This is a genomic window from Paenibacillus sp. FSL L8-0638, assembly GCF_038593075.1.
Classification (GTDB): Bacteria; Bacillota; Bacilli; order Paenibacillales; family Paenibacillaceae; genus Paenibacillus; species Paenibacillus polymyxa_D.
In genome coordinates this window covers 1,372,430-1,384,638 of the sequence record NZ_CP151960.1, presented here as the reverse complement: position 1 = coordinate 1,384,638, position 12,209 = coordinate 1,372,430, and the positions used below count along the sequence as shown (strand labels likewise).

13 protein-coding genes are annotated in these 12,209 nt (G+C 47.7%); 6 read left to right on the top strand and 7 right to left on the bottom strand.

Annotated elements, in window-relative coordinates; translation table 11 throughout:
- Positions 1-4: 4 nt before the first annotated feature.
- Entirely contained in the window at positions 5-841 is an 837-nt protein-coding gene (gene tsaB, locus MKY35_RS06225) for a tRNA (adenosine(37)-N6)-threonylcarbamoyltransferase complex dimerization subunit type 1 TsaB (protein WP_342445895.1), read from the bottom strand.
- A gap of 3 nt (positions 842-844) precedes the next feature.
- A complete protein-coding gene (gene tsaE / locus MKY35_RS06220; RefSeq protein WP_071639895.1) occupies positions 845-1,324 on the bottom strand; it encodes a tRNA (adenosine(37)-N6)-threonylcarbamoyltransferase complex ATPase subunit type 1 TsaE in 480 nt (159 codons plus the stop codon).
- 134 nt (positions 1,325-1,458) lie between these two features.
- Here tsaE and MKY35_RS06215 point away from each other — a divergent pair, with 134 nt between their 5' ends.
- The 5 genes from MKY35_RS06215 to MKY35_RS06195 all read left to right on the top strand — a co-directional run bounded on the left by MKY35_RS06215 (position 1,459) and on the right by MKY35_RS06195 (position 5,919).
- The gene (locus MKY35_RS06215; RefSeq protein WP_342445894.1) at positions 1,459-1,989 is read left to right on the top strand and encodes a cysteine hydrolase family protein; all 531 of its coding nucleotides are present in this window, start codon (positions 1,459-1,461) and stop codon (positions 1,987-1,989) included.
- A 589-nt stretch (positions 1,990-2,578) separates the two neighbouring features.
- A complete protein-coding gene (locus MKY35_RS06210) occupies positions 2,579-3,763 on the top strand; it encodes an acetyl-CoA C-acetyltransferase (RefSeq protein WP_209949652.1) in 1,185 nt (394 codons plus the stop codon).
- Positions 3,764-3,818: 55 nt separating this feature from the next.
- Entirely contained in the window at positions 3,819-4,559 is a 741-nt protein-coding gene (locus tag MKY35_RS06205) for an acetoacetate decarboxylase (RefSeq protein WP_342445893.1), read from the top strand.
- Between the two features lie 41 nt (positions 4,560-4,600).
- Positions 4,601-5,266: a CoA transferase subunit A gene (locus MKY35_RS06200; protein WP_029516237.1), complete on the top strand. Its 666-nt coding sequence runs from the start codon at positions 4,601-4,603 to the stop codon at positions 5,264-5,266.
- On the top strand, positions 5,263-5,919 hold the full coding sequence (locus MKY35_RS06195; protein WP_029516236.1) for a 3-oxoacid CoA-transferase subunit B: 657 nt from the start codon (positions 5,263-5,265) through the stop codon (positions 5,917-5,919). The genes MKY35_RS06200 and MKY35_RS06195 overlap by 4 nt, the downstream gene beginning before the upstream one ends.
- Positions 5,920-6,116: 197 nt before the next feature.
- Here MKY35_RS06195 and MKY35_RS06190 read toward each other — a convergent pair whose 3' ends face one another.
- From MKY35_RS06190 to MKY35_RS06180, 3 genes are read right to left on the bottom strand one after another with little or no spacing between them, the layout of a single operon-like run.
- Entirely contained in the window at positions 6,117-7,097 is a 981-nt protein-coding gene (locus tag MKY35_RS06190) for a hypothetical protein (protein WP_342445892.1), read from the bottom strand.
- Positions 7,098-7,100: 3 nt separating this feature from the next.
- Positions 7,101-7,280 carry an H-type small acid-soluble spore protein gene (locus MKY35_RS06185; RefSeq protein WP_029516235.1) on the bottom strand — a complete coding sequence of 60 codons (180 nt, stop codon included), beginning with the start codon at positions 7,278-7,280 and terminating at the stop codon, positions 7,101-7,103.
- 52 nt (positions 7,281-7,332) lie between these two features.
- Positions 7,333-7,572: a hypothetical protein gene (locus MKY35_RS06180; RefSeq protein ID WP_029516234.1), complete on the bottom strand. Its 240-nt coding sequence runs from the start codon at positions 7,570-7,572 to the stop codon at positions 7,333-7,335.
- A gap of 210 nt (positions 7,573-7,782) precedes the next feature.
- Between MKY35_RS06180 and MKY35_RS06175 the strand changes: the two genes are divergently transcribed.
- Complete coding sequence (locus MKY35_RS06175) at positions 7,783-8,697, top strand: Ku protein (protein WP_342445891.1); 915 nt, start codon at positions 7,783-7,785, stop codon at positions 8,695-8,697.
- Positions 8,698-8,719: 22 nt separating this feature from the next.
- Here MKY35_RS06175 and MKY35_RS06170 read toward each other — a convergent pair whose 3' ends face one another.
- Together MKY35_RS06170 and MKY35_RS06165 are read right to left on the bottom strand one after the other, a co-directional pair.
- The gene (locus MKY35_RS06170) at positions 8,720-10,570 is read right to left on the bottom strand and encodes an ABC transporter ATP-binding protein (protein ID WP_342445890.1); all 1,851 of its coding nucleotides are present in this window, start codon (positions 10,568-10,570) and stop codon (positions 8,720-8,722) included.
- Between the two features lie 142 nt (positions 10,571-10,712).
- Entirely contained in the window at positions 10,713-12,206 is a 1,494-nt protein-coding gene (locus tag MKY35_RS06165; protein ID WP_342445889.1) for a nucleotidyltransferase family protein, read from the bottom strand.
- Positions 12,207-12,209 lie beyond the last annotated feature (3 nt).

Here is a 12,209-nt window from a genome sequence, read left to right as displayed (position 1 = left end):
CTCTTCAGCGCTGACGAAGCAGATTGGCTTCCGCCTCCGCCAGCTGGGTATAATTAGGAACCAGCGTATGTAGCTCGTCATGTTCCTGACGAAGTAGCTTATCCGCCCCAAGGCGGCCAACCCATCTTCCTTCCAGCTCATAAGGTACAATACGAAGCTCGCTCCAAGCACGCAGACACTCAGCTGTTTCGGCGTGAACCGTCGTTTCACCGACTAGCCAAATGACTGGAGGACGCTCTTCAGAGGGCAAAGCCTCCAGCCGTTGCAGCAGGTCATCGGTCCAAGCAGTCATTAAGCGAATTGCATCTGGCTCCAGCCGTTGCGGACTCTCGACGTCGTCAACTGTATTCACGGCGAACAGCCCCGTGTAAACCTGACCACGGCGCGCATCCAGCACAGGCACAATCCAGTCTGCTGCCTGCGCTCCGGACGAACCGTTATTCACAGACTCATTTTTATCTTCTTGTCCCTTCATCTCGATGCCGCGATTCCAACCACCCCACGCCAAAGCGTGCAAAGTCGATATGGACGTCACCGGGATACCCCAGGCCCAAGCGAGTGTTTTGGCTGCAGTCACCGCAATCCGGATACCGGTATAAGACCCCGGTCCAACACCAACTGCAATACCATCTACATCATCTCGTGTCAGCCCTTCTTCATTCAGCAGTCGTTCCAGCTCGGTAATCACATGCACGGAGTGATTACGTTCGCCATAGACGTTGCTTTCTCCCAGCAATTCTCTTCCGTTCATCAGAGCGGCCGCCATCACGGTCGTCGCTGTATCTAACGTCAAAAACCGCTCACGCGGCTTTACATTTACATCTGTATGCTCTCTTTGCATGGTTCAAACTCCATTCTCCCGCAAACTGCGGCACCATTGTTCATAAGGCTCGCCGTACCCGGTCAGGTGGATCAGGCGCTCCCCCACATCCGTTGTTTCTATATACATATGAAGCCGCTGCTCCGGCAATATATCCGGTATAATACTACCCCATTCCACCAGACATACTCCTGTCCCGTAAAAATATTCGTCCAGCCCGAGATCCTCCGCCTCATCCTGGGAAATCCGGTACACATCCATATGATACAAAGGCAATCGGCCCTCGTACTCCTTAATGAGGGTAAAGGTTGGACTATTTACGATACCCGGCACACCTAAATGGCTGGCAAAAGCCTTGGAAAAAGCAGTTTTGCCCGCCCCCAGATCTCCATCCAGCACAATCACTGTTCCGGGAACCGCTTTGGCTGCCAAAAAACCTGCCAATGCCCCGGTCTGTGCCTCTGAGACAGAACGGAACGTAAACTGTTCCTGCGAAATTGTCATATATTTTAATCACCTTTCGTCCGAATCGGACCGTTCCAACTTGTTCTTTATTATATAGTTCACCTTATGTCGCCGCAAGGCATGAAGACATGCTATTGTAAGTTAGATGATACACACAGGGAGGGATCGAAACGATGGGACAAACCGTTTTACTCTTGATTGATGTTCAGCAGGCGATGTTCATGTATGATGAGAAGCTGTATCGCGAGCAGGAAGTTGTATCGCATTTACAGCAGCTTTTGGACAAAGCCAGAGCTACAGATACACCCGTGATTTTTGTACAGCATACCGATGAAGCGGATGAGGATTTCCGGGAAAACAGTGTAGGCTGGGCCATCGCCGATGTGGTGCGCCCTCTTCCTCATGAACGAATTGTCCGCAAATCGTCCTGGGACAGCTTCTACCAAACCGAATTGGGCCATGTGCTGAAGGTACTGGGGGCCGATCAGCTCGTAATCGCGGGGATGCAGACCGAGTTTTGCCTCGACACGACTTGCCGAAGCGCCTATAGTCTGGGATACCAGAACAACGTGCTCGTATTGGATGCGCATAGTACATTTGATAGCAAGGTGCTGAGCAGTGAACAAATTGTAGCTCATCATAATGAGATGCTTGGCAATCGTTTTGTGCGTTTACTCGCGACAGCAGATGTACATTTTTCGTGAGTTATTGATCCAATTCACAAGTTTTCACTATCTCGCAAAGACGTCATCATTTTTATTGGAATTCCAAATGTATTCAATTGGATTGGCAATCTGCCTAGCTTTTTCAAGACCAGATTGGTCAGAAACAAAGCCGCCTTCAGAAAATTCTGGAGGCTTTTTTTATTTTCCAGCTGAGTTAGATGATATTTGCGAGGAAAACTTTTTTACGTATGGATTGTAACTTTCATTTTTAACATAAAATTCAATTTATGATCATGATTTTCAGAAAAAACAAGAAAATAACAGAAAACGTTAGAATGGCCTAATTATTGTGGCCTATATGACCCTATAAACATCTGTACATAGATATGTGTAAATATTTGGACATTGAGCAAAATCTGCATTAGAACTATGATAAAACTGGTTTTAATTTCCAATGGGAGAAGGCGATCGAACCGTCACACTTACTGTCTTAGGCACCATGATATGCCCGCATGCAAATATATCTTGCAATCGCTGCGTCTCGTAGGTTAAGAGCGGAAATTACCAATTGAAGTGCAATCATGGATGTATTGTGTTTTGAACACAGCGAAAGGAATGTGAGTTTTTAATGAAAAAAGTAGCTTTAGTAAGCCCGTTAAGAACAGCGGTCGGCTCTTTTAACAAAACCCTTGCGCCTCTAAGCGCTTCCGAACTGGGAGCAACCGTGATGACAGCATGCCTTCAGCAAAGTAAATTAGAGCCTTCTTTGATTGATCAGATTTATTTGGGGAATGTTCTTCAGGCGGGCAATGGACAAAATCCTGCTAGACAGGCGGCATTAAAAGCCGGTATCCCTATTGATGTACCCGAAACAACGATAAACACGGTTTGCGGTTCAGGACTTCATGCCGTTGCTTTAGCTTACAATTCAATATTGGCTGAACAAGGCAACATCGTCTTGGCCGGAGGCATGGAGAGCATGTCGAATGCCCCTTACCTGCTAAGAAATGCAAGAAACGGCTACAAACTTGGTAACGGTGAGTTGGTAGACTCCCTGGTGGCCGACGGCCTTACATGCCCGATCAACCATTACCATATGGGAATTACCGCAGAAAATGTTGCCGATAAATATGGAATTTCAAGAATGGAGCAGGACGAATTTGCCTATCAAAGCCAGATAAAGGCCGTAGAAGCAAAAAACAAGAAACTTTTTGAAGAGCAGATTGTTCCAGTCATGATCAAAAACAAAAAAGAAACTATTTCTTTCACAGAGGATGAACACATAAGAGGAAATACAACGAAAGAAAAACTTTCTCAATTAAAACCTGCGTTTAAGGAGAACGGAACGGTTACCGCCGGGAATGCTTCGGGAATCAATGATGGCGCGGCGGCCGTACTTGTAGTGTCGGAAGACAAATGCAAAGAACATGCATTAAAGCCATTGGCATATATCAAGGGTTATTCCCTTGTTGGCGTTGACCCTGCATATATGGGAATGGGGCCAGTGAAAGCCATTTCGACACTTCTGAAGCAGCAAGGTATATCCATCGATGCCATTGATCTTTTTGAAATTAATGAAGCGTTTGCCTCACAAGCATTAGCGGTAGTGAAAGAGCTAGGGGTCAGTCTGGACAAAGTGAATGTCAATGGGGGCGCGATCGCGATCGGGCATCCTGTCGGGGCCAGTGGTGCTAGAATATTGGCTACGTTGGTTCATGAAATGGTGCGAAGATCTTCACGTTACGGCATCGCCTCGTTATGCATCGGAACAGGAATGGGCATAGCGATGCTGGTTGAAAATGCGCTCATTTAAAGTGCATTTTCAAGATGATTTTTAGAACTATCTCTTAAAAGGAAGGGAGACCGTTATGAATCAAAAAGATGTACTTTCACTCCAATCCATGCCTGCGGCTAGCGGCAGCTACGGGCGCCCGCCATACCGATTCATCAACCGGGAATTTTTTATCATTACCTATGAGACCGATCCCGCTTCGATTAGACAGGCGGTCCCGGAACCTCTTCAGCCGGATGGAAGCAATACGGTTTCCTATGAATGGATCAAGATGCCCGATTCATCCGGGTTAGGAAGTTATGAGGAAAGCGGTATTGTCATTCCGTGTACTTTTCAAGGAGAACCCTGCAATTTTGTCGCCCAAATGTATTTGGATAACGCGCCTGCTATTCTGGGGGGACGCGAAGTCTGGGGTTTTCCGAAAAAATGGGCAAAGCCTCGCTTGATCGTTGAGGAGACGGAGACGCTGACGGGTACATTGCATTATAACAACGTCCTGGTGGCCACGGGAACTATGCCTTTCAAATATAACATTCTTGATGAAAAGGAAACGGCAAAAGCCATCGCAAAAACACAAGTTAATTTAAAGTTAATTCCTGATGTTGACGGTACCCCCAAAATCGCTCAGTTAGTAGCGTATAATCTTGAGAACATTACTGTAAAAGGAGCCTGGTCAGGGCCTGCCAGATTAAGCCTGATCCCTCATGTCAACGCTCCTGTGGCAGATTTGCCGGTTAAATCTTATATTGGCGGGAAACATTTTATTGCTGATTTAACGCTTCCATATGGAAGAGTCCTCTACGATTATCTTCAATAAAGTTTGCTTTCCTAAAAATATATATATAAGGAGAAGGAACCATGAATAACAAAGTAATCTCCGCTGAAGAAGCAGTTAAGAAGGTCAAAGACGGAGACACGGTGATGGTCGGAGGTTTTCTGGCAGGAGGCTTTCCGGAGGAGCTGGTTCGTGCGCTTGTCGACACCAATCCCGCCAGCAATCTTGCGATTGTTTCCAACGACACAGGCACACCAGAATTATCTATCTATAAGCTTGTAAAAAGCGGCAGAGTAAAGCGAATTTTTGCATCCTATATCGGCTCCAATCCGGAAACGGGAAGGCTCCTGATGACGAAAGAAGCTGAGGTCCAACTCTTCCCGCAAGGCACGCTCGCTGAAAAAATACGCGCGGGAGGAGCCGGTTTGGGCGGGGTTTTAACACCTGTAGGTGTAGGCACCGTTGTAGAGGAAGGAAAAAAGAAAATCAAAATTGATGAAAGGGAATATTTGCTCGAACTCCCGCTCAAAGCGGATGTGGCGTTAATCAGAGCCCATAAGGCTGATGAAGCGGGGAATCTTGTCATCAACGGCTCTTCACGTAACTTCAATATGGTTATGGCTACAGCGGCAGAGTATGTAGTTGCTCAGGTAGACGAATACGTAAAGACGGGTGAAATTGACCCCAATCATGTCAACGTTCCCGGAATATTTGTCGACGCAATTGTAAAGGTGGGTGAAAACGCATGAATAACAGAGAATTCATTGCTCGAAGAATAGCCCAGGAATTCAAAAGTGGTGAAGTTGTCAACCTTGGTGTCGGATTGCCTACAATGGTAGTGGACTATATCCCCGAGGACATTCATATTATGCTGCAGGCTGAGAACGGAATCCTCGGTGTAGGCCCCAAAGCGGCTCAGGGAAAAGAAAGGCTCGATTGTATCGATTCAGGCGGAAACTACGTTACAACCATGGAAGGAGCATGCTTTTTTGACAGTGCACTTTCATTTTCCATCATCCGCGGAGGGCATGTGGATATCACCGTGCTAGGCGCCCTGGAGGTCGACGAGAAAGGCAACCTTGCAAGCTGGATGATCCCTGGGAAAAAGGTGCCGGGTATGGGGGGAGCCATGGATTTGGTAGTTGGAGCCAAGAGAGTGATTGTAGCCATGGAGCATGTGAACAAAAATGGCGCGCCGAAAATACTGGAACAATGCAAGCTACCCTTGACTGCTGTAAATGTTGTAAAGACCATAGTAACCGAAAAGGCTGTCATTGATGTTATTCCGGGTAAAGGGCTGATGCTAAAAGAAATTGCTCCGGGTTTGACGGTGGAAGACGTTCAATTAGCAACAGAGGCTAAACTGATAGTTTCACCACATTTGAGGGCCATTGCAGTGTGAAGGTCATAGAAAGGAACCAGCTGCATCTTCAAATTAACTTGTCTGGCATTTAACTCGTCCCTACGACTGCACTTGTTATTACAAAAAAAGGTTCGCTAATTGCTCATTGAGCAATTGCGAGCCTTTTTTTGTTGAGCGGGACCTTTCAAGCAGCATCTGCGATGAAAGCCTACAGCTGTGCAAATAAAATGCGCTTTTTATGAGCGTAAAATCCAATCCGCTACATGCTCAGCCACCTTTGTATGGTTAAGATAAGCAAAGAAGTTGTGGGGATTGGCACGCCCAGTGTGACTATCTTTCCAGAATGTCTGAATAAGCGGCTGATCATCAATACTTTCTATTAAATTTCGATTCAGCATCAGATGGAAATCATCTTCAACCGTTGCATCATGCGCAATGTAGTCATCCTCGGCGTTAATATTGGTCCAATGTCTGATATTTGCGGGATACATACCGTCCTCAGGCTCATTGGAATCATACAAGCTGCGCTTTACGGCTGGCTCGCCTAGCGGATTACCCAATGTTAGCCATTCGTTAACTTTGTGTTCCCATAGATGTTTGTATTCGCTCATACGTGAAAATTTCCATAAAACATCGTAAGCCACCATGCATCCCATACTATGGGAAAGCAGCATGACATCCCCTCCACTACTTAAAACCTCGGCTAGAGGGCACTGTAGCCTTTCGCGAATTTGGGAGCCTATTACACGACTGGTTAAATACGCTCCCAGATCAGGGAGAATCCTTTTGATCGCACGGGTACTCATACCAAACAAAGAGAGGTAAGGGCTGAGTAGTTTTGCAGCATCATCATAGAAGTGTATAGTGCGTTCATTGGCTATCAGACGCTCGTATTCCTCCGGGGTCATATGATCCGTTGGTCGATTAACTAATTGTTCCATACTTTCGTCGTAATAATGGTCTGGAACGTAGAAATCTCCATCGTCTTCTTCAAAAAGTTTTCTGTACCGAGGCTGACTCTTTAATAAAAGTCGATTGTTGATGTCACCATAATAACTAAATGTCAGTAAAATCTGCTCTTGCTCCAGTTTTTGTGCCGCTTCCTCGTTCACTCGACGCAATCCTGCGATCAGTGCTTTTTTAATAAGACGAAGCATTTCGTCGCATCTGGGCTTTTTGTCACGGCCATGGATAATGACCAGATGTTTGGTTCCCATCTCCTACCGCTCTTCCAGACGATCCACACGGACGGTTTGAGTATTGCCGGGGTTGCTGCCCACCTGTACGGTAGCCATACCATTTGCTTCATCCACATGCTCAATCCAAATCGGTTTGCCATCCAATTGTACGGCAATATTTTCAGATGAATCATAAATGGCTTTTGCTCGTTCCACGTTCATGCTGTTCTCCTCCTGCTGATTGTTGGTGCATTAATTTAGAAATGTAGGTCACCTAGTCTTCATCTATAAGTCGTTCAACGTCCAATGAAGGAAAGCTATGGGAAGGCGAGGTTGAAACTACAGCCTCCAAATCCACATGAGCCACAGCAACGGGAAAAGGCGGCTGAGTTCCATGTGAAAGGGCAAACTCGGGCGGCAATGCATCTTGTTCGCCTGCGGCGGGACCCCGAAAGGCGATATGGCTTTGACCCACACGATGACTGATCTGCCGAGGATAGGATTTTCCGGACATAAATTGTGTACCCCCTTTGAATCGGATATGCCTTACTATGTACCAAAATTGCTGTAACCATGCGCAAGCGGCAGCAATTCGCAGTCTTCATCTACACCTCATACAATCACTTATACGAAGCATACTAAGTGAAAATCATATGCTCATATCCCGGGGTGCCCGGAATCGAAGGATGCAAAATGCGGATTAAAGAAAAGGAGGACTGGCGGTATGCATACGGTCTGGAAAGGCGCGATCAGCTTCGGGCTGGTTCATGTGCCCGTTAAAATGTTTTCAGCTACGGAGGATAAGGACATTTCCATGCGTTACATTCACAAGGAGTGTGGAAGCCCACTTAGCTATGTACGAAAGTGTCCCGTTTGTGACAAGGAGGTTGAGTGGGAGGAAATTGGAAAAGGCTACGAGTATGAAAAAGGAAAATTTGTTATGTTCGACAAGGAGGAACTGGAGCAAGTTAGCGGACAAGCGGATAAAAATATCGTGATTTTGGATTTTGTGGATTTGCAAGAAATTGATCCGATCTACTTTCAGAAAACGTATTATTTATCCCCGGATCAGGCTGGCTCCAATGCGTATAAGCTGCTCATGAATGCAATGAAAGATACCGGGAAAATCGGGATTGCCCAAATCTCCATCCGCTCTAAAAGCAGCTTGGCGGCGATTCGGGTGTTGGATGAATGTTTGACGGTGGAGACGATGTTTTACCCGGACGAAATCCGCCCCATTGCTCAAGTTCCCAACTTACCCGGACAGGAGGAGGTTAAAGAGAAGGAGCTGACCATGGCCAAAATGCTGATTGAGCAGCTATCTACACCTTTTGATGCAGCCAAGTATACGGATCAGTACCGCGAGCGTCTGCTGGATCTCATTCAGCATAAAGTGGCTGGTGAAGAGGTGCGAATCGCCCCAACACAGCCTCAGACCAATGTAGTAGATTTAATGGCCGCCCTTCAGGCCAGCATCGAGGCAGTGCAACCTGTCGTTACCGATCCCGGCCCTTCTGCGAAAAAACGCCCTGCGCGTAAACCAGCAGCCCCAACAGCACAGCAGGCGGTGGCAGGCGACAACCTCTCTCCGACTCCAGTCAAAAAGAAAAGAAGCACTGCCAAACGTAAAGAAACTTAAGCTGAGTTACAGAAAAGTCTGGTTAAGGGGTGGCGGTGACACTGCTTTGATACGATAGTAGCTGACTGAACGCCCCCCGCTCCTCTTGTTCCAGTTGGCGGTAGTTCCCCTGCTGTATGACCTCGCCTTGATCCAGTACGACAATTTGATCCGCATGTCTGATGGTTGACAGGCGGTGAGCGATGACGATCAGCGTCATTTGACCTTTCATCCGTTCCAGTGCTGCCTGAATTGCGGCTTCATGTTCACCATCCAGCGCACTTGTCGCTTCATCTAGTATAAGTATCGGAGGATGATGCAAGATAGCCCGTGCTAATACTAGCCGTTGACGTTCTCCTCCAGACAGACGAATCCCGCGATCTCCAATGATCGTGTCCAGCCCTTCGGGCAGTCTGGATACAAAGTTGTCTGCTGCTGCAAAATGTAACGCCTCCCATAGCTGCTGCTCACTAGCATCCTTATCCGCTAGCATCAAATTTTCGCGGACAGTCGCATGAAATAAAAATGGATCTTGTGACACGTAGCCAAACGACTGCCGCCACTGGGGCAATAATTCGTCGCTCAGAACAAGCCCGTCTATTGTAATCTGCCCCCCAGTTGGACGTAAAAAACCCATCAGGACATCGACCATTGTACTTTTACCTGCTCCCGATTTCCCTACAATGGCTGTCATTTCCCGGGCGGGTATGAACAAATTAATATGACGCAGTGCAGGCTCTGCTGCACCCTCGTAGCGATAATCCAGATGGCTGCATTCAATCCCATGACGAAGGGACAGGGGTTGCCGTTCAGATGCAGATGATAGATTGACCACCGATGGATCGCGAGTCTCAGAGGATGCAAGTGCAATCAATGACGGATCTGTGAAAGCTTCGCACTCTTGTTGCACCTTGGTGACACTTTCAAAAGCGGAGATCATAGACATGATGTATTCCAGACTCGCTTGAATAAGAGCAAATCGAGGCCATAAGCGGGAAAATATAAGAATCAGCACAATCAGTTTTTCAGGTGTAACATGCAGCCACTGCAGCGATATAAATATGACACAAGCGACAAAAACAGCTGCCACTGCACGATGAAAAAACTGTGTGGTCGCATTTTGCCGGACAAATTGAGTCGTATTATCCTCCATGCGTTGCGTCAGGGAGCGAAACCAATGGATATTCGCCGCTTCCAACAGATTGCTTTTTATATCTTTCATACCGTTCATGTGATCCGTAATTCCAGCAAAATAAACCTGTGACAGTTCAGTCGTACGATCACCTAATTGTTTGGCATTTCGAATGGAGCGGCGGAACACGACAAACAGCCCCAATCCACTCAGAAATACCAGTCCGGTTAAAGAGGGGGATAACCAAAAAGCCAGCGCAATCTGGATCAGCGTAAACATGACGGCTGTAGTCAGTTGAAGAAGCAAATTCGTTCCCTGACTGACACGCGCCAGCTCGGTCGTCATCACATGGCTAAAATCAGATTTACGCTGACGCAAATAAAAGGCCCACTGCGTCTTCATAAAGGAAGTGTACACGTCTATTCGAAGAGAACGCATAAAACGCTGCTGAATCCGCGAATTCAGGATGGATTGGTAACGCTGAAGCAAAGCCTGCCCTGTAAGCAGCACTACAAAAACCATCAACATCCCCGGCAATAGCCAGCTTTTAGGAACGAACGGCAAAAAATGATCCAATCCATCAGACAGAAATGGCATCCCTGAATGACCGACAAATACGCCGATGGCCGCCAGCATAGGAACAAGCATATAAATGCCAAAACCCTCCAGTAGACTGACAATGATCATACACCCAATATTGAGAAATAACGCACAGCCGTTCACGCTATACAGCTTTGTCATATATAATCGCAGGTGAACCATAATGCACACTCCTTATTCAGGACTTTGCAAAATTCGATCCCAATCGCTCCAAAGTGCAATATATAGACGAACTAGACCATTTCGATCTATATATTGTTCATTGAAAGCCGCTTATTGGATTTTCACAAAATCCTCTATCGAGTCAGTGCTTTGAAAATCGCCGCTTCAGCCAGAGAAATGGACGTAAAGGGATATACAAAAAATGCAGCTGACGAGGCAATGGAAAAACGCTCGAATCGCCCGTAGAAGGAAACAAACGGCTGATGAGATACCATAGTCTGTGTCTGGGCTCTTTTAAGGAAAGCAAGTAAGTGCGGCTGACCGGCTGATAGACAGCCCTGTTTTTGGTCATGACTTGGCTGGAGGCAGCAGCTGGAGTCATCGGGGCACAACTGGTAGCGGTGCTCATCGGGCTATGATCGTCGTTACTGGCATCTTCCGTGATGCTAGTAACGCCACGGGTGGCAAGCATGGCTGCTTCGCCAGAGGTACTGCATACTGAAGGACCGCCATCTGGAGGGGCGGTCTCCGCTTGCTCCGCCAAGGCTCTGCTGTGCAGCAGCTCTGATGGAGCAAGCCTACCTGTACCCGACCCGTTGGTGATCGGGTACGGTGCGGGTACGCTGGCCTGCATGAAGGCCAGCGCGCTCAGCGCGAGCCTATGCGCCTGCCGGGTAGCCGATACCGGACGCATCGGCTCCGGTATCGGCGTACCCAACAGCGCAGCGGCGAGTGCCCAAGCCTGCCCGCCAGCAGGCAAGCCCCCGTAGCGGCGCATCATCGGCAGTAGCGCCTCCCAATCGACAGCACATATCGAAAGCCTGTCGATGTCAACCAGCCAGCGCAGCCTGAACCAGCCGTGACGCGCACCATGCGCACTCAAGTACAGAAATTGATGCTCGCTGCCAAGCGTATACATACAGGACGTCATCACAGTCCTGTTGTCGGCAGGTCCCAACGGTACCTGCCGAATGGCTCCTGCAGCTTTGCCCTTTTTCCGGCAGTTCCACAGCTCGTTAAAAGAGGGTTCCCCACCCCCATCAGGGTGAAGCCGCCAATGCAACTCTATCTCTACCCGTTTTTGCGGATGTAAATAGGATGCATGATGGTCCTTCCATTTCCAACTGCCAAGGACACGCACTTCTCCGCTTTTAGATGCATATCCGGCTTCCTGCATCCAATGCTCAGCCTCATCCATATCGTCAGGGGCAATGAGTAAATCTATGTCCTTGGAAGTACGCAGAGAAACATCCCCGTACAATTGCTGCGCCAGAGCAGGCCCCTTCAACATAAGCACACGAATTCCATGAGCTATGAGCAGCCTGGTCAGACGCTCGGCTTCTGCTTGAAGATGAAGCATGCGAAGCGTGTTTCGATGATATTGCGCCTGAAGGTTTCGCAACAATTCTGCGGGAATGAATGGATGATTCAATGTTTTTAGCTGGAGATACACCGTAGGTACCACTCGATGGTGCTCGGTCAGACGTAAAAAGCGGACCCAATCCATCTCACGCAGCTGGGTAGCAGCAGTCGTATCCTGCCAATGAATAACGTCCTTCCCCAATAGAGAGAGTAACAACGTTAATTCTTGATCCTCATTCCAATTCGCAAGTTCCAAAACAGACTTGGTGGGCATGCA

Coding starts and splice junctions, on each gene's coding strand:
- MKY35_RS06195 (WP_029516236.1), top strand. CDS start 5,263: ATGAATAACAGAGAATTCATTGCTCGAAGAATAGCCCAGGAATTCAAA.
- MKY35_RS06180 (WP_029516234.1), bottom strand. CDS start 7,572: ATGTCCGGAAAATCCTATCCTCGGCAGATCAGTCATCGTGTGGGTCAA.
- MKY35_RS06205 (WP_342445893.1), top strand. CDS start 3,819: ATGAATCAAAAAGATGTACTTTCACTCCAATCCATGCCTGCGGCTAGC.
- MKY35_RS06215 (WP_342445894.1), top strand. CDS start 1,459: ATGGGACAAACCGTTTTACTCTTGATTGATGTTCAGCAGGCGATGTTC.
- tsaE (WP_071639895.1), bottom strand. CDS start 1,324: ATGACAATTTCGCAGGAACAGTTTACGTTCCGTTCTGTCTCAGAGGCA.
- tsaB (WP_342445895.1), bottom strand. CDS start 841: ATGCAAAGAGAGCATACAGATGTAAATGTAAAGCCGCGTGAGCGGTTT.
- MKY35_RS06210 (WP_209949652.1), top strand. CDS start 2,579: ATGAAAAAAGTAGCTTTAGTAAGCCCGTTAAGAACAGCGGTCGGCTCT.
- MKY35_RS06170 (WP_342445890.1), bottom strand. CDS start 10,570: ATGGTTCACCTGCGATTATATATGACAAAGCTGTATAGCGTGAACGGC.
- MKY35_RS06165 (WP_342445889.1), bottom strand. CDS start 12,206: ATGCCCACCAAGTCTGTTTTGGAACTTGCGAATTGGAATGAGGATCAA.
- MKY35_RS06200 (WP_029516237.1), top strand. CDS start 4,601: ATGAATAACAAAGTAATCTCCGCTGAAGAAGCAGTTAAGAAGGTCAAA.
- MKY35_RS06175 (WP_342445891.1), top strand. CDS start 7,783: ATGCATACGGTCTGGAAAGGCGCGATCAGCTTCGGGCTGGTTCATGTG.
- MKY35_RS06185 (WP_029516235.1), bottom strand. CDS start 7,280: ATGAACGTGGAACGAGCAAAAGCCATTTATGATTCATCTGAAAATATT.
- MKY35_RS06190 (WP_342445892.1), bottom strand. CDS start 7,097: ATGGGAACCAAACATCTGGTCATTATCCATGGCCGTGACAAAAAGCCC.